Origin of the sequence: Marinobacter sp. ST-43 (assembly GCF_030541085.1) — a bacterium.
GTDB classification, from domain to species: domain Bacteria; phylum Pseudomonadota; class Gammaproteobacteria; order Pseudomonadales; family Oleiphilaceae; genus Marinobacter; species Marinobacter nauticus.
Map to the genome: position 1 here is coordinate 23,385 of NZ_JASSVO010000001.1, position 21,946 is coordinate 45,330.

Consider the following 21,946-nt stretch of genomic DNA (forward strand, 5'->3'; position numbering starts at 1 on the left):
CATTAATCCGATTGGTTCAATTTTCGGTTTAACGAACAGGAATAGAAGACATGGCAGCAAAAGACGTTAAATTCGGTGATAGCGCCCGTAAGCGCATGGTAGCAGGTGTTAACATCCTGGCGGACGCGGTCAAGGTAACACTGGGCCCCAAAGGTCGTAACGTGGTTCTGGAGAAGTCTTTCGGCGCTCCGACTGTGACCAAGGACGGCGTGTCTGTGGCCAAGGAAATCGAGCTGAAAGACAAGTTCGAGAACATGGGCGCGCAGATGGTGAAGGAAGTCGCTTCCCAGGCCAACGAAACTGCTGGTGACGGTACCACGACTGCGACCGTACTGGCCCAGTCCATCGTAAATGAGGGTATCAAGGCCGTGACTGCCGGCATGAACCCGATGGACCTGAAGCGTGGTATCGACAAAGGTACCGCCGAAGCTGTTAAAGCCATCCGTGAAATGGCCAAGCCCTGCGACGACAGCCGCATGATCGCCCAGGTCGGTACTATCTCCGCCAACGGTGACGAAACCATCGGCAAGATCATCGCAGACGCGATGGAAAAAGTGGGTAAAGAAGGCGTCATTACCGTTGAGGAAGGCCGTGGCCTTGAAGACGAGCTGGACGTGGTTGAAGGCATGCAGTTTGACCGCGGCTTCCTGAGCCCGTACTTCATCAACAACCAGGACAACATGTCTGCCGAGCTGGAAGACCCGTACATCCTGTTGGTCGACAAGAAGATCTCCAACATCCGCGAACTGCTGCCGGTGCTGGAAGCCGTTGCCAAGGCTGGCAAGCCGCTCCAGATCATCGCTGAAGACATCGAAGGCGAAGCCCTGGCTACTCTGGTGGTCAACAACATGCGCGGCATTGTGAAGGTCAACGCTGTGAAGGCGCCTGGCTTCGGTGACCGTCGCAAGGAAATGCTGCAGGACATCGCCATTCTGACTGGCGGTACGGTGATTTCCGAAGAAGTCGGCCTGACCCTGGAAAACACCACTCTGGATGACCTGGGTACTGCCAAGCGTGTCAACGTGACCAAGGAAAACACCACGATCATCGGTGGCGCTGGTGCCGAGGCTGATATCAGCGCTCGCGTTGAGCAGATTCGCAAGCAGATCGAAGACAGCAGCTCTGATTACGACAAAGAGAAGCTGCAAGAGCGCGTCGCCAAGCTGGCTGGCGGTGTCGCCGTCATCAAAGTGGGCGCCGGCTCTGAAGTTGAAATGAAAGAGAAGAAGGCCCGCGTTGAAGACGCTCTGCACTCCACCCGCGCTGCCGTTGAAGAAGGCATCGTAGCTGGTGGTGGTGTCACCCTCATCCGCGCTATTGCGGCTCTGGACAAGGTAGACGCCATCAACGACGAGCAGAAAGCCGGTGTGAACATTCTGCGTCGCGCCATGGAAGCTCCGCTGCGTCAGATCGTATTCAACGCAGGCGGTGAGTCTTCTGTGGTGGTTGCCAAGGTAAAAGAAGGCGAAGGCTCCTTCGGCTTCAACGCTGCTACCGAGCAGTACGGCGACATGCTGGAAATGGGTATCCTGGATCCCGCCAAGGTAACCCGTTCTTCCCTGCAGGCAGCGGCTTCTGTCGCTTCTCTGATCATCACCACCGAGGCGATGGTTGCAGACGAGCCGGAAGACGAGAAAGCCGGCGGTGGTATGCCGGATATGGGTGGCATGGGCGGAATGGGAGGCATGGGCGGCATGATGTAATGCCGGCCAGATCCCGAACAGGTCTCAGTTTCTGAGGCCTGGCCCGATCTACCCCTGAAAACCCCGCGCTGGTTCACACTGGCGCGGGGTTTTTCGTTTTTTTGTCATGAACTTGCCCAATGGCTTTGTTAGACTCGGCTACCGGTTTTTAAATGTGCCAATTGCAATGACTGAATCCCGACCAAAATCCTTTCTCGGCCCTGGCAAAGTGGTTCTGCTGCTGTTGCTCGGTCTTCTGGTTTACGGGATCACGCTGATTGTTCTGGTTCCGGCTGGCTGGCTCTGGCAGCAGGCCTCGGCCCAGGTGCAGCTGCCAGAGCAGGTTCGGGTGCAGCAGGTATCCGGGCGTCTCTGGGATGGGGCCGCAGGGGTTGTTGTGGCTGGTTTTCCGGCGCGCCTGAAATGGCAATTCGGCTGGCCATCGCTTTCCGGGGTGACATTACCGCTGCAATTTTCCGTGTCTTCATCACAATCCCGCGTGGAAGGGGTTGCCCGTGCCGGTTGGCAGGGTAATTTTGAGGTCAGTGCCAATGGGCTGATAGCGGTTGCCGAGTTCGAGCAGCTGATACGCCAGAGCGGTGGCGCCATGATTGAGGGAACCGTGTCTGTGGATCGCTTCGAGATGTCCTGGGCAGACGGTCGCCTGAAGTCAGCAGACGGGCTCGGGCGCTGGGATGGTGGCAGGGTTACCTGGCCGATGGGCAATCAGGTGGGCCAGGCCGTGTTTCCACCCATGCAGGCAGACCTGGACACCGTGGACGGAGGCGTTTCACTGGTAGTGGCAGAGCAGGGTGCAAACGGGCCGGCGGCTGATGCCAGCATACTCTGGGATGGCATGATGGAACTGCGGGTGTACAAGCGCATGGTCGATCTGGCGCAACAGCCCTGGCCAGATTCTGCAAGGCCGGGTGACGTAGTGTTCCGGGTCCGGCAGCCATTGCTGCCCGGAGGCCTGTAATATGATGAAGCTGTCGGTGGGGCGTCAGGAGCGGTTCTCGCGTACATTGGCGAATCTGCTGTTGCTTGCGCTGGTGCTGTACCTTGCGGTCGAGCTGGCGAAACTAACCTGGTTGGTTGCCTGGAACGACCGGCCTGTGCCGGAAATCTTCGGGCAGACGGCCGCCGGCGCTGAGGTCCGTAGCCGAGTATCGGGGGCTCCGATCGCCGGTTATGAATTCTTCGGGAGACCGGATAATCAGAAGGGTGTGGCCGACGTGGTGCGCCGCTCTGCACCGGAAACCGGGCTGCGCCTGAGGCTGGAGGGTGTGCTTGTCGGGCAGCGTCCGGAAGACTCCGGTGCTATAGTTGCCGGAAGTAACGGCGAAACCGAATACTATCGGGTTGGCGACCAGTTACCGGGCAACGCTGAGCTGGCGGAGGTCGAGGCTGGAAGAATTCTGCTACGCAGGGGGGGGAGGTACGAATCCCTGGCGTTTGAGGAACAGATAGAGACCGGAGCGCTGGTTGCGGAAGAGCCGGTGCAAACGGCAGAATCGCCGGATACCTACCTGGAAGACGCCAGAGCGCGGTTGGACAGTGAAGGCGTGGCTGCACTGGCAACCTACGGTCTGCAGCCTGCAGAGGATCGCAGTGGGTATGTGTATGATGGCTCGAACGCCATGCTGAACGCCGTGAATCTGCGTCCGGGAGATATCATTACCTCGGTGAACGGTCAGCCTCTGGGCGACATCGAGCAGGACAAGCAGTTGCTGGACAGTTGGCGCAGCCAGCCGCAGCTGGATATAGAAATTGAACGTGACGGAACCCTGCTGACGGTCAGTTACGCCATACCCGAACAATGGCGCTGACAGGGTACTCAAAATAACAGGACGATATCGCCAGATGTATAACCACAAGATCAACCTCCTCCAGGCAATCATGTTCGCGCTTTTATTGCCGCTGGCTTCGCTGGCGCAGGCGCAGGAAGAAACCTGGAGGCTGAACCTCAAGGATGCGGACATTCGGGCCTTTGTCACCCAGGTGGCAGACATAACTGGCTACAGCTTTGTGGTGGATCCCCGGGTTAAAGGGAAAGTGACGGTATTGTCCAGTGCCCCCATGAACAAGGACGAAATCTACGATCTTTTCCTGGCAGTGCTGAATGTGCACGGTTTTACTGCGATTCCCGGGGAAGAAGTGGTCAAGATTGTCCAGCAGGTCGATGCCAAACAGTCCGCTGAGAATCTTGACCGGTTTCCGCAAACGCCTTCCGAGCAACTGATCACCCGTGTTATCCAGATTGATAATGCCAACGCCCTGGAACTGGTTCCGATTCTGCGGCCCCTGGTTGCCAAATACGGCCATCTGGCGGGCGTGGCTGCGGCTAATGCCCTGATTGTCAGTGATCATGCGTCTAATATTGCTCGCATTGAGCAGATCGTGCGGGAACTGGACAGCCCCTCAAAGTACGAAGTGGAAGTGATTCAGCTGCAGGAAGCCTGGGTTGGTGACATGGTGACCCTGCTGCAGGAGCTGGCACCAGAAGAGCTTGGTCGCGCCGGCGGTGAGAACGCCGCACGCAAATACAGCGTGACGGCCGACGAGCGCAGCAATCGGTTGATTCTGCGGGGCGACGAGACCTTCCGGGACAAGATGCGCGGTTTGATTCGCCAGCTGGACCAACCGTCTGCCAGTGGCGGAACCACCAAAGTAATTCGTCTTCGTCATGCTGACGCCAAGACCCTGACCGAAATACTCAAGGGTGTGATGGGTGAGGTGGTGAAAGAGGGCAGTGCGGGCGGCAGCTCGGGTGGCTCCACCGGGAATCCGGGCAACAGCTTTTCAGTCTTTGCTGATGAAGGTCTGAATGCTCTCGTCGTCCGGGGGGATCCCTCCCTGATGCAGGAAGCCGAGCAGATTGTGGCGCAACTGGATGTGCGCCGTGCCCAGGTGATGATTGAAGCGGCCATTGTGGAGATCAGTGATGAGCTGGGCGATCAGCTCGGCGTGCAACTGGCGGCTGGCGATGAGTCTGCGGGTTCGTTTCCGGTGCTGGGTACAAACCTGACCAGTGGCCAGGGTATGGTTGGCCTGAACTCGGTGATTGGAGCGCTGGTGGGCGACACCATTCCACAGCTTGCCGGCGGGTTGACCGTCGGTGCCGGGCAGCGTGATGAGGATGGGGTTACCTGGGGCGTGTTGATTCAGGCGCTGTCGTCGTCTTCCGCGGCGAACCTGTTGTCCACGCCTAGCATTATTACCCTCGATAATCAGGAATCTGAAATTATCGTTGGCCAGAACGTACCGTTCCGTACTGGCCAGTCTACCGTTACCGGAGACGGCACCACCAACCCCTTTACCACCATCGAGCGGCGCGATGTAGGTTTGTCGCTAAAAGTCACGCCTACCATCAGTGCAGATGGCTTGGTGCGTCTGGTGGTTGAGCAAACGACCGAGGACATTTCCACAACCAGCGTTGATGGTGCATCCGATCTGATCACCAACAAGCGTGAGATCAAGACCACCGTGCTGGCGGATGACGGCGAGACCGTGGTGCTGGGCGGTCTGATCAAGGATGATTATCAGGTCAGCAAGAGCAAGGTGCCGCTGCTGGGCGATATCCCGGTGCTTGGTCGCTTGTTCTCATCTGAATCCGAGACCCGCGTTAAGCGCAACCTGCTGGTTTTCCTGCGCCCCACGATTATGCTGGGCAAGGCAGATGCTGTGGCGGCGACCACTGAAAAGTTCAACCGCCTCTGGGATGTGAACCTGGAAGTGCGGGAAAAGCTTGGCTTGCCCCAGGAAGAATCTGATCCGTCGGTCGATATGCTGTTTGAAGGGCGCAGGCAGTAGGGAGTTGTGCTGACGAGACAGCGTGGATAACCGCGCTGTCTGATCACCTCCCTGGCGAGCAGGACCGGGGCGATGCTTCGAGCGCCCTCAGAGTGGGGGCATCGGGCAATCCAACTGATCCGCCACCAGCCTCATTAATTCGTATTCCTTAACTTCCACCTTTCCGTCGTGACTGATGCAATGTCCGCAGGCATCAATAATGGCAGGCTTCAGCAATGGTGAGAGCTTGCTGAGAACATTCAGAGCAGCTCTCAGGTTCTGCATGGTGATCTTGCTGTGCATGGTTTCGTCGTTTCCGTTGCCAAACCCTGAAATAGCCTCCTGATAGAGCGCTTGAGCCTTTTCCGGTGCTTCGGTGCCGGCCCGGGCGAACAGGCTCAGCACTTGTTCTATGGCGGGTTTGACTTGCCGGAAGCTTCGATATTTCACGGGCACGACCTGCCCGGAACCACGGCCCAGATGCCGCCACAAAAACGTTGTGAGCGCGAGCTCAAACAGGGTCACCCTGTTGTCCGCCTGAACCAGCTTCTGAACGTTTGCGAGAAGGGTATCCCGTTCCTCCGGATCGAGCTTTCGCAATGCCGGCATGGCCAGTTCAAGCATTGGAAAACGTGCACGTTCGCCAAGTTCGAGCAGGGATGGCAGCAGTTTGCCAAGCAATTCGGGTTGGGCGCCGAGCACGGAGTGCTCTGGAATGAGAGCAAGCCTCTCGGTTTGCTCGACGTCCGTCAGTTCGTAAATCACCAGGCCATAGCAAAGCTGTACAGCACCAGCCCGGGTGTATAACAGGTTGCGAAAGGTCGATGGCAGCCTCTGCAGGAGGTTGCTGGCGAAGCGCTCGCTGTCCGCGGAAACCGTGCCAACGCGGCTGGACAGCGCAGGGGCTGCCGTCGGAGATTCGTTGCTCAGGGAGCTTGCCAGAGGGGACAGGCTGTACTTTCGGGCGCCTTGAGCGGGTTCGACCACCTGGCTTACCAGGTCTCCGATGCCTGCCTTCTCCGGACTGGTGCCTTGCCCCTGCAAACGTGATCCCGGTTCGGTATCCCTGAGCCTGCTGCGCAGGCGGGCCATCAGCCCTGGCTGGATGGCGTTGATCCGCTCGTCAATGGGAGGGTGGGAAGCCAGCAGGGAAGTGAATTTCATCCGTGCCGCCTCGCCGAAGCACATGTGGTTCATGTCGCTGGCATGGCTGGTAGTGTCCAGATACCCGCCTTTCATCCCGATTTTGAACAGGGCTGCGCCAATGCCTTCGGGGTTACGAGTGAACTGAACGGATGACGCGTCGGCCAGCATCTCCCGTTGACGCGAGACGGCCGACTGAATGAGCCGGCCAAAGAACACGCCGACATAGCCGATCACCATCAAGGCCAGCCCGATCAGCCCCATGGCAGCCTGTGCCCGGCCGTCCCGGTTTCGGCTACGACCGCTGCTGTAGAAGCCAGCCCTCAGGAGAAATTGGCCAATCTGGCCGATCATCAGGATGCCGGCCAGCAGGGCGATCAACCTCACGTTGATGCGCATATCGCCGTTGAGGATGTGGCTGAATTCGTGGCCTACCACGCCCTGGAGTTCGTCCCGGTTCAATTGGGTCAGGGCTCCGTGGGTAACCACCATCACCGCTTCACCTGGGGTGTAACCGGCCACAAAGGCGTTGATGCCGGTTTCATGGTCCATCACGTAGAGTTCCGGTACCGGCACGCCACTGGCAATCGACATTTCTTCGACGATATTGCGCAGTTTGCGTTCTTCCGGGTCGCGGGTGTCCGGATCAATAGCCCGAGCGCCCACCATTCGTGCTACCCGGGTGCCGCCTCCGGCCAGATCCACCCAGCGTACCAGGGAACCGATGCCAATCAGCGCGACCACCGCACCGGCGGTCGTCAGGCCGTGGCTGGACAGCAGCCAGTAATGGAAGGGCAGGGCTGAGGTCTGGCTGCGGGTGACCATGTAACCCACCAGGCAGACCGCCAGAGTAATCAGGGTGACTGCGGTTAGAAACAGAACGACCAACAGGCCAGTGTTGCGCCGGGCATTGGCCTGGCGCTGGAAGAAACCGGGGCTCGCCATGAATCAGGCCTCAGAAACTGACTTTCGGAGCCTGGCGGGCCTCTGGAGATTCAAGCTGGAGCTGGGCGGTTTCCTTGAACGCAAACAGGCCGGCCACGATATTGTTAGGGAACTTCTCGCGGAAGATGTTGTACGTCATCACGCCATCGTTATACGCCTGGCGCGCGAACGCTACGCGGTTCTCGGTGCTGGAGAGTTCTTCCATCAGTTGCTGGATGGTCTCGTTGGCTTTCAGCTCAGGGTAGTTCTCGGCCACGGCGTAGAAATTGGCGAGGGCTTTGGTCAGCAGGTTCTCGGCGCTGCCAAGGCGTTGGATCTTGGTGCTGTCGCCTGGGTCACGGGCGGCATCTTTCTGGGCGCTGACCGCGTTATTGCGCGCTTCCATCACCTGGGTGAGAGTGGACTTTTCGTGGTCCAGATACGCTTTGGCGGATTCCACCAGGTTCGGGATCAGATCGTGGCGGCGCTGCAGCTGGACATCAATCTGGGCAAAGCCATTCTTGAACTGGTTGCGCAAAGAAACAAGCTGGTTGTAGATAAACACCAGATAGAGGATGACAACGGCAATTACGACAAGACCGATGACAGTCGTTCCCATGACTACTCCTAAGGGCTAAAGGTTCAGGCGTTATTTTCCACGATCCGGGCGTGGAAAGTCTGTACGAAATTCTCAAAATCTCTGGGTAACAGGGGTTTGGAGAAGAAATACCCCTGAGCAAGCGCACAGCCACGCTGGCTGAGGTAATACTCCTGCTCTGCTGTTTCCACACCTTCTGCGACGACGGTCAGATTCAGGCTCTTGCCAAGGTCGATGATGGTGTTGGCAATTCGGGTATCTTCCTCGTTGATCAGCAGGTCCCGAATGAACTGCTTGTCGATCTTCAGATGCTGTACCGGCATCTGCTTCAGATAGGTCAGCGATGAATAGCCCGTGCCGAAATCATCAACCGCAATACTGATGCCGGCCCGATGCAGCCGATGCAGCTTGGCGACCGCATCGGTGAGGTTGGTCATAAAGCTGGTTTCGGTCACTTCCAGTTCCAGGCGTCCCGCCGGAATATTATGACGTTTCAGGGTGTTGAGAATATCGTCAACAATGGATTCCTGGCGTAGCTGAACGGCGGAAAGGTTCACGGCGATTCTGAGGTGAGTACCTTCGGATGCCCAGCGAGCGGCCTGCCAGCAAGCCTGATCCAGGACCCATTGACCAATCTCGACGATGGAACCATTCGCTTCCGCTACCGGAATGAAAAGGTCCGGGGGAATCATGCCGTGTTCAGGGTGTTCCCACCGCAGCAGTGCTTCTGCACCAATAACGCGCCGTGTCTCCAGATTGATCTGTGGCTGGTAGACCAGATGGAATTCGTGGTTTGCGAGGGCCTGGGCCAGGTCCTTTTCCATCTGTTTGCGTTCGCGAATTTCCTTGTCGATGCTGGCCACATAGAACTGGAAGTGGTTGTGCCCGGTCTGCTTCGCCAGTGCCATGGTTTGTTCGGCGCTCTGGAGCAAGCGATCGGCCTGGTCGGCATCTGACGGAAACAGGGAAATCCCCAGGGTGGCGGTCATGGAAATCCGGTGGTTGCCCGAATTGATGGGAGAGCCGATGGTAGCGAGTACCTTCTCGGCGGTTTCCGCCGCCTGGAATCCATCGCGCAGATGTTTCTCAACAATGACGAACTGGTCGCTGCCCAGCCGCGCGACATTGAATCTGTCGGATGAGAGGTTGGCGGTCAGGCGACTGGCCACCGTTTGAAGGATGGTGTCGCCGGTGCGGAAACCGCACTGCTCATTGACGGATTTGAAGTCGTCAATACCGCAGACCATCAGAGCGATAGAGCTGTGGCCTTCCTGGGCTCGTTCAATAGCGCCCTGAAGATCTTCCATAAAGGCATCGCGGCTGGGCAGGCCTGTCAGTGTGTCGTAACGGGCCAGTCGGGTGACCCGGTCTTCTGCTTCCCGATGTTTTTTCTGGGTATCTCCGATGGCTACGAGCAGATTGTTGGTGGCGTTAACCCAGAGGCCAAGCTCGTCGGCCCGGTGTCCTTCCGGGATCGAAACCAGGCGATCGTCCGGGTGTGCCGGGTCCACCTTTTTGACCGACTGCACAATGCGCAGCAGCGGGCGGGTCAGCAGCAGATGGAACACCACGAACAGTACGATGCCAAGAATGAGTGCCAGGGCGATGCCTGATGCAAACGTCACCAGTGCTCGGCCGAGCCAGGTTCGAGCATAGGGGGCGGTGTCGTAGTGAACCTCAAGATAGCCGTAGACAAGATCCGGATTGCTGCCTCGCGTGAGACTCTCGCGGTATTCGCGAACCTGGCCGAATATCGGGTCAGTTAAAGGGCGAAACGGGGAGTCCTGCAGAGGCCGTAGCCGATCACCCAGTTCATCACCGTCGGGATGGGTGATTTTGGCCATGTGAATGGGTTCCAGGGCGAACAGTCCATCCACCACCTGTTGGGCGAGCGTGTCATCAATGCTGAAAACGGCCTGGGTGGCAGAGTCTTCCACCATGGCAAGGGTCTGGGCCGCATCACGCTCCAGTTCAGCGGATACCCTCTTTGCATCCAGCACCACCTGTACCGCGCTCATCAGAATACCGCTCAGCAACGCGACGAGCAGTACCCATCGGAGAATGCGATATCCGAGGTGGTTCTCTACTTCAAAGGTTTTTTGCATCCGCTGTTCTTGGCTCATCTGTCTGATTGGTTCTGTCGGACCCTGCGACAGGATCTATCACGCGGCACATGACAGTATGGTTCAGATTCCTTTCAACTTCATGGAGTATGGACGATTTTTTCAGAGTTTCTTGTGGATGCGTGTGTCGATTTGTTTCGGTTTCGTCGCATTCAGATACAGAAACGCCCGCAGGGGTTCCCGTGCGGGCGTTTGGTCAACGGTCAGGCGGTTGCTACCTACCGTTGTTCCGGCTGGATCAGGCCAGGTTTTCGTTCACGAAATCCCAGTTGACCAGGTTCCAGAACGCTTCCAGGTAATTCGGACGGCTGTTCCGGTAGTCGATGTAGTAGGCGTGCTCCCAGACATCAACGGTCAGTACCGGCTTGTCGGCGCCGGTCAGCGGAGTTTCGGCGTTGCTGGTGTTGGTGATGGCAACACTGCCGTCAGCTTTTTTTACCAGCCAGGTCCAGCCAGAACCAAAGTTGTTGGCGGCCTTGTCGTTGAATTCTTTCTTGAAGTCTTCGAAGGAACCAAAGGCCTTCTCGATGGCTTCTTTGGCGGCGCCGGTGGGTTCACCACCACCGTTCGGGCTCAGGCAGTGCCAGTAGAAGGTGTGGTTCCATACCTGGGCTGCGTTGTTGAACAGCGGGCCGCTGGCGCTCTTGATGATGTCTTCCAGAGACTTGTTGGCATTCTCAGTACCTTCAACCAGACCGTTCAGCTTGGTTACGTAGGTGTTGTGATGTTTGCCGTAGTGGTACTCAAGGGTTTCCTGAGAGATGTGCGGTTCCAGTGCGTTTTTTTCGTAAGGCAGTGCGGGAAGTTCAAATGCCATGAGGTCGTTCTCCCTGGTTCTCTCTGTTTATGTGAGTTGACACTCTCGCAATATAAGGGCGGTTTGAGTTAAATCAACCCCTTGTTGTGAGAGAGCTTTTAAACTCGGGGCTGCCGGGCAGAAACTGTGCGCAGTTCCGGACCCGCCAGACCAGCTCTTCATAACTGTCTGCCAGAATGTTCACGTGCCCGAGCTTGCGCCCTGGGCGCTCCCCTTTATTGTAGAGGTGAAGGTGAGCGTAGGGCAGTTCCAGTATCCGTTCAATGTCGCCGTGCTCGCCGATGATATTAATCATGCAGCTCAGGCCGCGTGCCTGAACATTGCCCAGAGCATGTCCGCTGACCGCGCGAATGTGATTCTCGAACTGGCTGGTCATGGCACCCTCAATGGTCCAGTGTCCGGAATTATGAACCCGGGGGGCCATTTCGTTGGCGACCAGGCCGTCTTCGGTCTCGAACAGCTCCAGAGTCAATACGCCCACATAGTTCAATTCGTTCAGTAGTGCCTTGATGTACTTTTCGGCATCTTGCTGGATGTGGGGTTGCAGGCCGGGTGCCGGGGCAATGGAATAACGCAGGATACCCTCGTGGTGGGTATTCTCGGCAATGGGGTAGAACGCCACATCGCCGTCCTCGCCGCGAACCGCGATGATGGACACTTCGCGCTTGAAGTTAACGAACTTCTCCACGATTACCCTGGGATGGCCGATGGCGGTCCAGGCTTCTTCTGCCTGTTCCGGTTCTTTCAGAACCGCCTGACCTTTGCCGTCGTAACCCTCGGTAATGGACTTGGCCACCACCGGGCAGCCAAGTGCCTCGGCAGCGGCTTTCAGGGAAGCAGCGCTATCAGCGATTTTCCATTCCGGCGTTGGAATGCCAAGCTGGCCGAACAGGGTTTTCTCTGCCTCCCGGTTCTGGCAAACCTGAAGCGCCCGGGGGCAGGGGTGAACCGGCTTGTGTTGGGCCAGCTTCTCCGCCACTTCAACAGGCAGGTGCTCGAATTCGTAGGTTACGCGGTCGACGCGGGAGAGGAAGTCGTCCAGGTAGCTGCCGTCGCGATCCACAATGACTTCCCCCAGACCAGCGCTGGGGCTGCCGGACATGTCGTAGAACACAAATTCCTTTGCGAGGGGGTATCCGGCAAGGGCCAGCATGCGCCCGAGTTGGCCGGCTCCTAGTACACCGATTCTCATCTGGTTCTCCTGCTCTTTATCTGGGTCGACGCCAGAGCGGGCCGGGGAGGGCTTTCCAAAACTGTTGAGGGCCATGGACGGCCCGAAACAAGCGCACAGGGAGGTGCTTGTAGCGTGTTTTGGAAAGCCCTCCCCGGCCCGCTCGCCTGGTCTCGGTAATAGGTTATTGATCCCTGGGATCAGGGTTATCCAGAATCGTCTGGGTCTGGTTTTTCCTGAAGTCTTCCACCGCCTGGCGAACCTTGTCGTCGAACGTGCCAACGATCTGTGCTGCCAGCAGGCCCGCGTTGGTGGCGCCGGCCTTGCCAATCGCCAGGGTGCCGACAGCGATGCCGCCGGGCATCTGCACGATGGAGAGCAGGGAGTCAAGCCCGTTCAGTGCTTTTGATTGTACGGGGACGCCCAGTACCGGCAAAGACGTTTGTGAGGCGACCATGCCCGGCAGGTGCGCTGCGCCGCCGGCACCACCGATGATGACTTTCAGGCCGCGATCCGCGGCGGTCTTGGCGTAATCAAAGAGTAGGTCCGGTGTGCGATGGGCTGATACCACCCGGGTTTCGTAGGGCACGCCGAGTTTGTCGAGCATGTCGGCAGCGTGTTCCATGGTGGGCCAGTCAGATTTGGAGCCCATGATGAGTCCAACAAGCGGCTGCATAAGCAACAGTCCTGTGATAATTGGAAAGCCGGCCATTGTATGTTCTGGCCAGTTGCCGTGCAACACGGCAACCCGGGCGTTCGACTGCCCGAACGTTTTCTTTATAAGCGTTCATTTTAACCCGTCCGTAACTGCAGGTATTATCGTCGGTTATACGATTAAAACATCCATTCCCAGGAGCTGTAATGGAACCCATCCGCCCGGACGAAGATGAGCTGAGAGCAGAACCCCCGATTGGCGCGGCGGAAGCGCGAAAGCCCCGTGCCAGTAAAGAGCGTGAGCCTGGGCGTGGGGCTCCCAAAGCCAAGCCGCCTGGTGCAGCTGCGGGCTCTGGCGGAGGCGGTGGTCGTGGTGGACGAATTCTTGTCTGGGGAGCGATTTTCGGGGTTGCGGTGGCTGCTGGCGCAGGGTGGTATAGCCAGAGTCAGCGCATCGCCGCGCTGGAGAGTCAACTCGAAGAGGCGGATTACTGGGCCCGGCAGAGCAAGCTGGCGCTGGCCCGTTTCGAGGGTGAGCTTTCAGAAACCGGGGAATCCTTGCAGGAGCGGGGTGCCTCGCTGGAGGAAAAGATAGCGGCCAATGCGGAAAAGGTTGAGACCGCCAACAGTGAAATCCGCAAGCTCTGGGTGGTTGCCAATGAGCGCAACCGGAAACAGCTTGAGGAGCATGGTCAGCGGCTCTCGGTGCTGGATCAGAATCTGGCCGAGACCGGCAAATCGGTGTCAGATCTGGAAACCACGCTCGAGCAGGTTCGTACCACGTTTGCTGGAGATATCGCCCAACTGAGCCAGAAGCTGGAGACGTCTGTGGCTGCGCTGGAGCAGGCAAATAGTGAGGCGACGTCGCAACTGACCAGGCTGAGTCAGCAGATCGGTGATATCGATCAGGTGGTAGAGAGCCGTATCCGCCGGTTTGAGCAGGAGCAGAAACTGGGTATCGATGGTATTGAAAGCCGGCTGTCCTCCGTCGAGGCTCGAACGGACGGCCTCGCAGGAGCCGGTGATGTTCAGGCGCTGCGGAATCGACTGGCAGAACTGGCCCGGACCGTGGAATCCATCGATGCTTCCCGTGCCCAACTTACCTCGCGCCTCGTGCGCCTGTCGGAGGAGGTCAATCAGCTCAGGGCGTCGAACTCAGGGCAGTAACGGTTGCCGGGGGTGAATGTAACGGTTTGTATTCATCCCTTGCGGTAGCTCTCATTTCTTGTGGTGGCCAGTTGTTATGATCGTCCCTACTCGATAAGGGATGAAGAGTGCATAACAATGAAAATCCGAGTGCCTTTCGTTAAAAGTGCCGCCGTTGTGGCATGCTTTCTGGTGTTGTCTGGCTGCACCGTTTATCAGTCTATCGGCAAGAGTGTGGGTGGCTTTCTGCATCCGGTGTCGGGCCATGATTTCGTGCATATCGACACCGATCAGTGGGACCAGAGCAATGCCTTGTTGTATTTCTACCGTACCCACTCCCAATGGGCGGCGGATGAGATCGAGTCTCCCAGCGTCTATATTGACGACAAGCACTATTTCAACATCCGCGATAACAGCTTTACCTGGCTGGAAGTGAGTCCCGGCGAACGGCACATTGCCATGCGTCGGCCGTTGCTTGGGCTTGAAGGCCTGAATTCCTTCAGTCTGAGCCTGATTGCGGATGCCACCCTGAAGGTGGAGCCCGGCAAGATTTACTACCTGAGATACAACGAACTGACGGAGCCTGCACGACCGCATCCGGATCTGGATCCGGAGCACCCGCTGGCCTCGGGGGATTTGCAGCTGGTTACCCGAGAATATGCCATGCAGTCCGATGAAATTGTGACCACGCTGTTCCTGAACAGCGACTTGCTGGCGCCGAACCATGCGGCAACGTCGATTGTCGAGGTTAACGAAGACACCGACTATGAGAAGCGGAAGCTGGCCCTGGAGCAGGAGCGAGAACTGGAGATTGAGCGCCTTCAGCAGGAAGGTAAATATGAGGAGACCTCCTGGTTCTGGCCATTCGGGGGTGGGCCAACGGTGCCGCTGGAAGCCGATCGCAAGCTGAAGGCGCTGGAGCAGGAGTATGCCCAACTGGAACTTGAGCGCGAGCGCAGGGAAGAGGCGGAATCGGGAGGCTGGTGGATCTTCTAGGCAATGTCTACACTGGGGATGGTGTAGTGAAGAGAGATAAAAACAATGTCCTTCAAAGATACGTTCCGGCTGCGTATTGACAGGCTGGCCGGACAGGTTGGTCCGTTGCTTGAGGAGTCCTGGCGGGAGGCTCGGCAACGCCTTGATGACCTTAACCAGGCGCTTGCCAGTCAGGCGGTGCCTGGCGAGCGCCGGGCGCGAGTGAGTGAGCTGGCTCTGAAGCGAAAGGGGCAGCAGGCAGGCCAGAAGTCTGCGGAAATACGGCCCTTCCCTGAGCAGGGTAAAGCAGTACAACGTTCTGATTTTGATCAATAAATGTTCGCCTGAGAGCGTCTCGGAAAAAAGTTCAGTATTTTTCGGAAAAACATTTGACACAGTGAGCGAAATGCTTAAAATGCGCGTCTCACTTGGTTGAGACAGCAACGCTGACTCAGCAGGCGCCAAGCGCAGCAAGTGACTGTTTTGAGCCTGAAGTAAAGTAAGGCAGCGAAAGTGGGTGGTTAGCTCAGCTGGGAGAGCATCGCCCTTACAAGGCGAGGGTCGCAGGTTCGATCCCTGCACCACCCACCACTTTCAAAACAGAGTTCAGATTCGGCAAAGCCGAATCGATGCGGAGCGGTAGTTCAGTTGGTTAGAATACCGGCCTGTCACGCCGGGGGTCGCGGGTTCGAGTCCCGTCCGCTCCGCCACCTTACCCTGGGTGGTTAGCTCAGCTGGGAGAGCATCGCCCTTACAAGGCGAGGGTCGCAGGTTCGATCCCTGCACCACCCACCAGATTCTAAAAAGCAGACCAATCTGGTCTGCTTTTTTTATGCCCTCAGAAAACGCCAAGCTCCTTTGGTGAGCCGCAAAAAGGCCGGGCAGGGTTACCCTGACCGGCCTCTTCCTGTAGTGCCTTTTCTGAATTACTTGCCGATCAGGGACTGGCCACATACCCGAACCACGTTCCCGTTCACGCCCGCAGACGCTGGGTTGCAGTACCAGGCGATAGCCTCGGCCACATCAACCGGTTGCCCGCCCTGAGACAGGCTGTTCATGCGTCGACCGGCCTCACGGATGGTAAACGGCATGGCGGCGGTCATCTGGGTCTCAATAAAGCCCGGGGCAATGGCATTTATGGTGATGCCGTTCTTCAGATGACGGGCCATGGCTTCGACATAGCCGATCACGCCGCTTTTGGCGCAGGAGTAGTTGGTCTGGCCGAAATTGCCTGCAATGCCGCTGATCGAAGAAATGCAGACGATGCGGCCGTTTTCCCGCATCAGTTTGCGCTCAGCCAGTTCCTCGTCAATCAGCTCTTCTGCGGTCAGGTTGACGGCAATGGTCATATCCCAGAAGTGCTCGGGCATGTTGCCGAGAGTCTTGTCCCTGGTGATGCCGGCGTTGTGGATGACGAAGTCGACACCGCCGGTTTCCTTTTCGATAAAGTCTGCGATCAGCTTTGGCGCCTTTTCATCGGTGATGTCGCAGGCGAGCGCCTTGCCTTTCAGAGCGCCGGTTACTTTCTGCAATTCCTCGAGTGCCGGCGGAATGTCGAGCCCGATGACGGTTGCCCCATCTCTGGCCAGGGTTTCAGCGATAGCGGCGCCAATGCCTCGGGACGCGCCGGTCACCAGGGCCACTTTGCCTGCCAATGGTGCGACCGGATTGGTGGCTTTGGCTTCGTCGGCTTTGCCGATGCGAACCACCTGCCCGGAGACGTAGGCTGAGCGTGGCGACAGGAAGAACCGAACCGAGGAATCCAGCTGGTTTTCAGCATTGGGTGCTATCCAGACCAGGTTCGCGGTAGCGCCCTTTTTGCCGATCTCTTTGCCAACGGCTCGTACGAAGCCTTCCAGTGCCTGTTGTGCAGCGGCCTGGGGCGCCTTGCGGCAGGTGTGCGGGTCCTGGCCAATCACCAGAACCCGGCCATTCGTCGCCAGTTTCCGGATAGTGGGGTGGAAAAAGTCATACAGGGCGCGCAATTCATCCGGTTTCTGCAGGCCGGACGCATCGAAAATCAGTGCCGAGAACTTGCCGGAGACCTCGCCGGTGATATCCAGTGCCTGAGCCTTGTTGCTTGTCTTGGCCGATTCGGCCAGGGTTTCCGGCCCGGTGGCGTGGTGCAGGGTGGCCGGGCTGGCGCCAACAATGCTGCCAAGGGTGGCGATGGCGCGGGCACCATTGCCGGCTCCAATGAGGACGTCGCCCTCAATAAAAGGCTGATCCACTCGCTTGAGACGTTTCAGCGGAGCCGGTGACGGCAAGCCAAGAGACTGGGCAGCGGTTTTTCCCACCGGGGTATTCACGAGTTTGAGGTAGAGGTCAGACATGTTTTCTTCCTTGTGCATCTGGTTGATTGCAAATTAGCCTAAAGGGTAAGGAATCTTCCAGCTATTGTATTGACTGAACGCAGGTTGTGCGTTGTCAGAGTTGCCAATGAGAGACTGCCGTCAGGCGCTAGACTCATCAACAGTATCGGTGAACCGAAACAGAATCATCTGACTCACAAGGAAACACAGCGATGGCACAGGCAAAGAAAACCTCAGCACCCGTGAAAGGGGCAAGCCAGGGCATTCGACGGGTTGCCGTTATTGGCGGTAACCGTATTCCGTTTGCCCGCTCCAATACTGCCTACAGCAAGATCAGTAACCAGGAATTGTTGACTTCGGCGCTTCGTGGGCTGGTGGATCGCTTTAATCTGGACGGCATGAAAATGGGCGAAGTGGTCGCGGGCGCCGTGATCAAGCATTCCAGGGACTTCAACCTGACTCGTGAATCGGTTCTCAGCTGTGGTCTGGCACCTGAAACACCGGCCTACGATATCCAGCAAGCCTGCGGAACCGGTCTGGAAGCCGCGATTCTGGTGGCGAACAAAATCGCGTTGGGGCAGATCGAGTGCGGCATTGCCGGCGGCACCGATACCACGTCTGATGCGCCGATCGGGGTGGGCGAAGGGCTCCGGGAAATCCTGCTGGACCTCAACCGTGCCAAGACCACCAAGGAGCGCCTGAAAATTCTTGGCCGTTTCCGGCCGAGCCATCTGGTGCCGGAGATTCCGGAGAACGGCGAGCCCCGTACAGGCATGTCCATGGGGGACCATTGCCAGGTGACTGCCAAAGAATGGAGCATCGCCCGTGAAGATCAGGATCGCCTGGCCTGGGAGAGTCATCAGAAGCTGGCAAAGGCCTACGAGGAGGGCTTTTTCGACGATCTGATGACTCCCATGGCCGGTCTCGATAAAGATAATATCCTGCGTCCGGACACCACGCTGGAAAAACTGGCCACCCTCAAGCCCTGTTTTGATCGGGAAAACGGCACCATGACTGCAGCCAACAGCACGGCGCTGACCGATGGCGCGTCGGCAGTGCTGTTGGCCAGCGAAGAGTGGGCAAAGGCCCATAACATGGATGTCAAAGCCTGGCTGACCTTCTCCGAAGTGGCTGCTGTGGATTTCGTCGACAAGAAAGAGGGCCTGCTGATGGCGCCAGCCTATGCCGTACCCCGGATGCTGGAAAGGGCCGGCCTGACCCTTCAGGATTTCGACTTCTATGAGATTCACGAGGCATTTGCGGCACAGGTTTTATCTACCCTGAAAGCCTGGGAAGATCCGGGATTCTGCAGGGAGCGCCTGGGGCTGGAAAAACCATTGGGCACCATTGATCGCGACAAGCTGAACGTGAAGGGTTCGAGTCTGGCCACGGGGCATCCGTTTGCCGCGACCGGAGGCCGTATTGTCGCCACGCTGGCCAAGCTGCTGGAGCAGAAAGGTAGTGGTCGTGGCCTGATCTCAATCTGCGCCGCTGGCGGCCAGGGCGTGACGGCAATTCTGGAGCGCTGATCCGGGCGGGATAGGTAATAACCGAAATCCTCTTTGACAGCTGGCGGCCAGAGCTATAGTATTCGCGCCACGTTGATCGGGCCTCTACCTGATTGATGAAAAGTTTGATGCGGGATGGAGCAGTCTGGTAGCTCGTCGGGCTCATAACCCGAAGGTCGTTGGTTCGAATCCAGCTCCCGCTACCAAAAAAGAAAAAGGCAGGTCAGTTACCTTCACTGATCTGCCTTTTTTGCTTTCTGGGCGGCAGATTATTCCCATGGCCATTATTGCCGGGTGATGCCCCTTTCTGACCAAGCAAAAGGAGCCCAAAGATGTCTTCCCGGCGACTTGGCGTTGTACGCCCCCTGCTGCAGATGGGGTTGATACCCCAGATTACCATCGGAATCATTGCCGGCGTTTTGCTGGCCGTGATTTGGCCTGATACTGCCCAATCGGTTTCTCTGCTTGGCCAACTGTTTATATCCGCCCTGAAAGCGGTTGCGCCTATCTTGGTGTTTGCGCTGGTGACGGCAGCCATTGCCAATCACCAGCAGGGACAGCCAACCCACATTCGTGGGGTGTTGCTGCTCTATGTGATCGGTACGCTGGTGGCGGCTGTGGTAGCGGTGATCGCCAGCTTTGTCTTCCCCACGGAACTCACGCTGGAGCTTCCGGAGGTCAGCGGCAACCCGCCTGGCGGGGTAGTCGAGATCCTGCGCAATCTTCTGCTGAGCGCGGTGACGAATCCGGTCAGCGCCCTGATGGAGGGGAACTTCATTGCTATTCTGGCCTGGGCCGTTGGTCTGGGATTAATGCTGCGCCAGGGCCGTGACGCCACCCGGCAAGTGGTGAACGACCTGTCCGATGCAATTTCCGGCATTGTCCGGGCCGTTATCCGGTTTGCGCCCCTGGGAATCTTCGGGCTGGTTGCCAATACCCTGGCCGATGCCGGCATCGGCGCGCTGCTGGAATACGGCAGCCTTCTGGCCGTCATTGTTGGCTGTATGCTGTTTGTGGCTCTGGTGACCAATCCGTTGATTGTCTTCCTCCACACCCGCCAGAATCCTTACCCCCTGGTATTCGCCTGTTTAAGGGGCAGTGCCATCACCGCCTTTTTTACCCGCAGTTCCGCTGCCAATATCCCGGTTAACCTTAACCTGTGTGACCGGCTGGGGCTGGACCCGGATACTTACGCTATTTCCATCCCGCTTGGTGCCACTATCAATATGGCCGGTGCCGCCATCACCATCTCCGTGATTACCCTGGCGGCTGCGAATACCCTGGGTATTCCGGTGGATTTCCCGACCGCACTGCTGCTTTGTGTGGTGTCGTCTATTGCGGCCTGCGGGGTTTCCGGCGTGGCTGGAGGTTCACTGCTGCTGATCCCGCTGGCGACCAGTCTGTTTGGTATCTCCACGGAAGTGGCCATGCAGGTGGTTGCCATTGGTTTTGTCATCAGCGTGGTTCAGGATTCCACCGAAACCGCATTGAACTCATCAACCGATGTTCTGTTCACCGCGGCGGCCTGTCGTTCGGCAGAGGCTCGTGAATCAGCATGACCACCGGGCGCAGAAATCTGGTGTTTATCGGCATGCCTGGCAGCGGCAAAAGCACCGTCGGGGTGCTGGTGGCGAAACGCCTGGGCCTGGGGTTTATCGATACCGATCTGCTGATACAGGAGCAGGCCGGGCGAACGCTGCAGGAGATCGTTGACCAGGACGGCTATCTGGCCCTGCGCCGGATTGAAGAGCAGGTACTGCTGGCTCTTGAGGTTGAAGGTCAGGTCATCAGCACCGGTGGTAGCGCGGTGTACAGTGAGGCCGCGATGACACACCTGAGGCAGAAGGGCACCGTAGTGTTTCTCGACATTTCTCTGGATGAGGTGCGCAGACGTATCGGCAATTACAGCCTCCGCGGTATCTCCCGTCGCCCCGACCAGTCTCTGGAAGCGTTATTTGAAGAGCGTTTCGCCCTTTATACCCGCTACGCGGACCTGACCATCAAGGGCCAGGGGCTGAATCAGGAACAGGTCTGTCAGGCGGTCATCGACGGACTGCCATAGTAATGACTAATTCCTCTCAGGGCAGATTCTCGCGCCAGTGTTTGACCCGGACCTGGTCCTTGATGGCGTCGACCACCTCCAGTATCAGGTTGATTAGCGCTTCGTTTTCGGCCTCGTCCTGTTGTTGGCCAGGTTCGGGCAGGAATACGTTGACGATATCTTCAATAAACGCATGGTTAGAAGTGGAGGCCAGGTCTTCGAGAATCTGGTGAATCACATTGGCGACAATATCACCCACCGCATTCTCCAGCGTATCCTGGATGGTTGGCCCCACCACTGGCAGGTATTTCAATCGGGATAGCTCCAGATTCTGCTTCAAGGCCTGGTCTACCCGGTTTTCCAGGTAGGCCCTCAATGCGCCGCGATTTGGTACGTAACCCTCCTTGGCTGCCACTGCCACCCGCTCTGAAATCCAGTCTGACAACATTTCCCGCCGCGGATAAAGAATATCCTGCTGGATACGCTCAAACAGAGGCGAGCCCCGCCGAACTTCTTCCTGAACACCGCTGAGTACTTTCAGGACAATCCGGTCAGACAACTCCTCCATGAAAGCTTCGTAGTAGAAATTTACGAACCGGAACAGCCGGGTGTTGGTGAAATCGATGATCTTGTACTGATGTAGACGGTAGATAATAGAAATCACCCGCAGGATTCTCAGAAACCGGAGGCTGCCAACCGGAATACAGCCCACCAGATCGTACCAGTGGATGAACGGATAGAAGTACCAGCGGTCATAGACTTTTGCCTTGATGGAATAACCCCAGCGCAGCACAAATTCGCTGAGGAATATGGCCACGAATATCAGGTCGTAGAAGATGAAGCGTTCATGAATGGGGTGGTAGGCAGATTGCAGTGCCGGCGCGTAGTCTTTGAGGAGATTCTGCACAGCCACGAAGTTGTAGATGGAATCCCAGATGATGAACGAAAGGTTGACGATCAACAGGCCGAGCATCAGAAAGTCGATCACGAACCAGATCAGCTGATGACTGGATTTCAGGTTTTCGCGGTTTACATGAAGCATCCGTAGGACCTGTCTATG

The 21,946-nt window shown here is 57.5% G+C and carries 18 protein-coding genes and 4 tRNA genes; 14 read left to right on the forward strand and 8 right to left on the reverse strand.

The annotated features are described in order from the left end of the window. The first annotated feature begins 50 nt into the window (after positions 1-50). The 4 genes from groL (at position 51) to gspD (ending at position 5,495) form a co-directional block, all read left to right on the forward strand. Positions 51-1,703, forward strand: coding sequence for a chaperonin GroEL (gene groL, locus QPL98_RS00100; protein ID WP_014421008.1), 1,653 nt, complete (start codon positions 51-53; stop codon positions 1,701-1,703). Between the two features lie 166 nt (positions 1,704-1,869). Next, entirely contained in the window at positions 1,870-2,661 is a 792-nt protein-coding gene (gene gspN, locus QPL98_RS00105) for a type II secretion system protein N (protein ID WP_303292419.1), read from the forward strand. 1 nt (position 2,662) lies between these two features. Then, on the forward strand, positions 2,663-3,511 hold the full coding sequence (locus QPL98_RS00110; RefSeq protein ID WP_014421010.1) for a type II secretion system protein N: 849 nt from the start codon (positions 2,663-2,665) through the stop codon (positions 3,509-3,511). A 34-nt stretch (positions 3,512-3,545) separates the two neighbouring features. After that, positions 3,546-5,495 carry a type II secretion system secretin GspD gene (gene gspD / locus QPL98_RS00115; protein ID WP_226597135.1) on the forward strand — a complete coding sequence of 650 codons (1,950 nt, stop codon included), beginning with the start codon at positions 3,546-3,548 and terminating at the stop codon, positions 5,493-5,495. Between the two features lie 87 nt (positions 5,496-5,582). On the opposite strand, the gene QPL98_RS00120 is transcribed toward gspD, so the two are convergent. The 6 genes from QPL98_RS00120 to purE form a co-directional block, all read right to left on the reverse strand. After that, a complete protein-coding gene (locus QPL98_RS00120; protein WP_303292420.1) occupies positions 5,583-7,562 on the reverse strand; it encodes a M48 family metallopeptidase in 1,980 nt (659 codons plus the stop codon). 10 nt (positions 7,563-7,572) lie between these two features. Next, positions 7,573-8,160: a LemA family protein gene (locus QPL98_RS00125; RefSeq protein ID WP_022991647.1), complete on the reverse strand. Its 588-nt coding sequence runs from the start codon at positions 8,158-8,160 to the stop codon at positions 7,573-7,575. Positions 8,161-8,183: 23 nt separating this feature from the next. Beyond that, positions 8,184-10,244, reverse strand: coding sequence for a bifunctional diguanylate cyclase/phosphodiesterase (locus tag QPL98_RS00130; protein WP_022991646.1), 2,061 nt, complete (start codon positions 10,242-10,244; stop codon positions 8,184-8,186). A gap of 256 nt (positions 10,245-10,500) precedes the next feature. After that, the gene (gene sodB / locus QPL98_RS00135) at positions 10,501-11,079 is read right to left on the reverse strand and encodes a superoxide dismutase [Fe] (RefSeq protein WP_286715345.1); all 579 of its coding nucleotides are present in this window, start codon (positions 11,077-11,079) and stop codon (positions 10,501-10,503) included. A gap of 73 nt (positions 11,080-11,152) precedes the next feature. Continuing rightward, entirely contained in the window at positions 11,153-12,271 is a 1,119-nt protein-coding gene (locus tag QPL98_RS00140) for a 5-(carboxyamino)imidazole ribonucleotide synthase (RefSeq protein WP_303292421.1), read from the reverse strand. 163 nt (positions 12,272-12,434) lie between these two features. Then, positions 12,435-12,926, reverse strand: coding sequence for a 5-(carboxyamino)imidazole ribonucleotide mutase (gene purE / locus QPL98_RS00145; RefSeq protein WP_011785495.1), 492 nt, complete (start codon positions 12,924-12,926; stop codon positions 12,435-12,437). 185 nt (positions 12,927-13,111) lie between these two features. Between purE and QPL98_RS00150 the strand changes: the two genes are divergently transcribed. From QPL98_RS00150 to QPL98_RS00175, 6 genes are all read left to right on the forward strand, one after another. Beyond that, positions 13,112-14,071 (forward strand): hypothetical protein, encoded by a 960-nt coding sequence (locus tag QPL98_RS00150; RefSeq protein WP_303292422.1) that lies wholly within the window; start codon positions 13,112-13,114, stop codon positions 14,069-14,071. A gap of 117 nt (positions 14,072-14,188) precedes the next feature. Further along, complete coding sequence (locus QPL98_RS00155; protein WP_303292423.1) at positions 14,189-15,046, forward strand: DUF2846 domain-containing protein; 858 nt, start codon at positions 14,189-14,191, stop codon at positions 15,044-15,046. A gap of 45 nt (positions 15,047-15,091) precedes the next feature. Continuing rightward, on the forward strand, positions 15,092-15,361 hold the full coding sequence (locus QPL98_RS00160) for a hypothetical protein (protein ID WP_114433384.1): 270 nt from the start codon (positions 15,092-15,094) through the stop codon (positions 15,359-15,361). 179 nt (positions 15,362-15,540) lie between these two features. Further along, positions 15,541-15,616: transfer RNA gene (locus QPL98_RS00165), tRNA-Val, on the forward strand. Positions 15,617-15,658: 42 nt separating this feature from the next. Further along, a tRNA-Asp gene (locus tag QPL98_RS00170) sits at positions 15,659-15,735 on the forward strand. A 9-nt stretch (positions 15,736-15,744) separates the two neighbouring features. Beyond that, positions 15,745-15,820: transfer RNA gene (locus tag QPL98_RS00175), tRNA-Val, on the forward strand. Between the two features lie 131 nt (positions 15,821-15,951). On the opposite strand, the gene QPL98_RS00180 is transcribed toward QPL98_RS00175, so the two are convergent. Then, the gene (locus QPL98_RS00180; protein WP_041656364.1) at positions 15,952-17,358 is read right to left on the reverse strand and encodes a 3-oxoacyl-ACP reductase; all 1,407 of its coding nucleotides are present in this window, start codon (positions 17,356-17,358) and stop codon (positions 15,952-15,954) included. Between the two features lie 191 nt (positions 17,359-17,549). Between QPL98_RS00180 and QPL98_RS00185 the strand changes: the two genes are divergently transcribed. From QPL98_RS00185 to QPL98_RS00200, 4 genes are all read left to right on the forward strand, one after another. Next, complete coding sequence (locus QPL98_RS00185) at positions 17,550-18,866, forward strand: acetyl-CoA C-acetyltransferase (protein ID WP_022991639.1); 1,317 nt, start codon at positions 17,550-17,552, stop codon at positions 18,864-18,866. 108 nt (positions 18,867-18,974) lie between these two features. After that, a tRNA-Met gene (locus tag QPL98_RS00190) sits at positions 18,975-19,051 on the forward strand. Positions 19,052-19,177: 126 nt separating this feature from the next. Further along, positions 19,178-20,404 carry a serine/threonine transporter SstT gene (gene sstT / locus QPL98_RS00195; RefSeq protein WP_303292424.1) on the forward strand — a complete coding sequence of 409 codons (1,227 nt, stop codon included), beginning with the start codon at positions 19,178-19,180 and terminating at the stop codon, positions 20,402-20,404. Then, positions 20,401-20,907, forward strand: a complete 507-nt coding sequence (locus QPL98_RS00200) for a shikimate kinase (RefSeq protein WP_113878957.1) — start codon at positions 20,401-20,403, stop codon at positions 20,905-20,907. The genes sstT and QPL98_RS00200 overlap by 4 nt, the downstream gene beginning before the upstream one ends. A 16-nt stretch (positions 20,908-20,923) precedes the next feature. On the opposite strand, the gene QPL98_RS00205 is transcribed toward QPL98_RS00200, so the two are convergent. Beyond that, a complete protein-coding gene (locus tag QPL98_RS00205) occupies positions 20,924-21,928 on the reverse strand; it encodes a hypothetical protein (protein ID WP_303292425.1) in 1,005 nt (334 codons plus the stop codon). Between the last annotated feature and the right edge of the window lie 18 nt (positions 21,929-21,946).

Excerpts from the sequence above, each read along its gene's own strand:
- QPL98_RS00200 (WP_113878957.1), top strand. The coding sequence starts at position 20,401 with ATGACCACCGGGCGCAGAAATCTGGTGTTTATCGGCATGCCTGGCAGC.
- QPL98_RS00205 (WP_303292425.1), bottom strand. The coding sequence starts at position 21,928 with ATGCTTCATGTAAACCGCGAAAACCTGAAATCCAGTCATCAGCTGATC.
- QPL98_RS00110 (WP_014421010.1), top strand. The coding sequence starts at position 2,663 with ATGATGAAGCTGTCGGTGGGGCGTCAGGAGCGGTTCTCGCGTACATTG.
- QPL98_RS00180 (WP_041656364.1), bottom strand. The coding sequence starts at position 17,358 with ATGTCTGACCTCTACCTCAAACTCGTGAATACCCCGGTGGGAAAAACC.
- sodB (WP_286715345.1), bottom strand. The coding sequence starts at position 11,079 with ATGGCATTTGAACTTCCCGCACTGCCTTACGAAAAAAACGCACTGGAA.
- sstT (WP_303292424.1), top strand. The coding sequence starts at position 19,178 with ATGTCTTCCCGGCGACTTGGCGTTGTACGCCCCCTGCTGCAGATGGGG.
- QPL98_RS00185 (WP_022991639.1), top strand. The coding sequence starts at position 17,550 with ATGGCACAGGCAAAGAAAACCTCAGCACCCGTGAAAGGGGCAAGCCAG.
- groL (WP_014421008.1), top strand. The coding sequence starts at position 51 with ATGGCAGCAAAAGACGTTAAATTCGGTGATAGCGCCCGTAAGCGCATG.
- QPL98_RS00120 (WP_303292420.1), bottom strand. The coding sequence starts at position 7,562 with ATGGCGAGCCCCGGTTTCTTCCAGCGCCAGGCCAATGCCCGGCGCAAC.
- QPL98_RS00150 (WP_303292422.1), top strand. The coding sequence starts at position 13,112 with ATGGAACCCATCCGCCCGGACGAAGATGAGCTGAGAGCAGAACCCCCG.
- QPL98_RS00140 (WP_303292421.1), bottom strand. The coding sequence starts at position 12,271 with ATGAGAATCGGTGTACTAGGAGCCGGCCAACTCGGGCGCATGCTGGCC.
- QPL98_RS00155 (WP_303292423.1), top strand. The coding sequence starts at position 14,189 with ATGAAAATCCGAGTGCCTTTCGTTAAAAGTGCCGCCGTTGTGGCATGC.
- purE (WP_011785495.1), bottom strand. The coding sequence starts at position 12,926 with ATGCAGCCGCTTGTTGGACTCATCATGGGCTCCAAATCTGACTGGCCC.
- QPL98_RS00160 (WP_114433384.1), top strand. The coding sequence starts at position 15,092 with ATGTCCTTCAAAGATACGTTCCGGCTGCGTATTGACAGGCTGGCCGGA.
- gspN (WP_303292419.1), top strand. The coding sequence starts at position 1,870 with ATGACTGAATCCCGACCAAAATCCTTTCTCGGCCCTGGCAAAGTGGTT.
- QPL98_RS00125 (WP_022991647.1), bottom strand. The coding sequence starts at position 8,160 with ATGGGAACGACTGTCATCGGTCTTGTCGTAATTGCCGTTGTCATCCTC.
- gspD (WP_226597135.1), top strand. The coding sequence starts at position 3,546 with ATGTATAACCACAAGATCAACCTCCTCCAGGCAATCATGTTCGCGCTT.
- QPL98_RS00130 (WP_022991646.1), bottom strand. The coding sequence starts at position 10,244 with ATGCAAAAAACCTTTGAAGTAGAGAACCACCTCGGATATCGCATTCTC.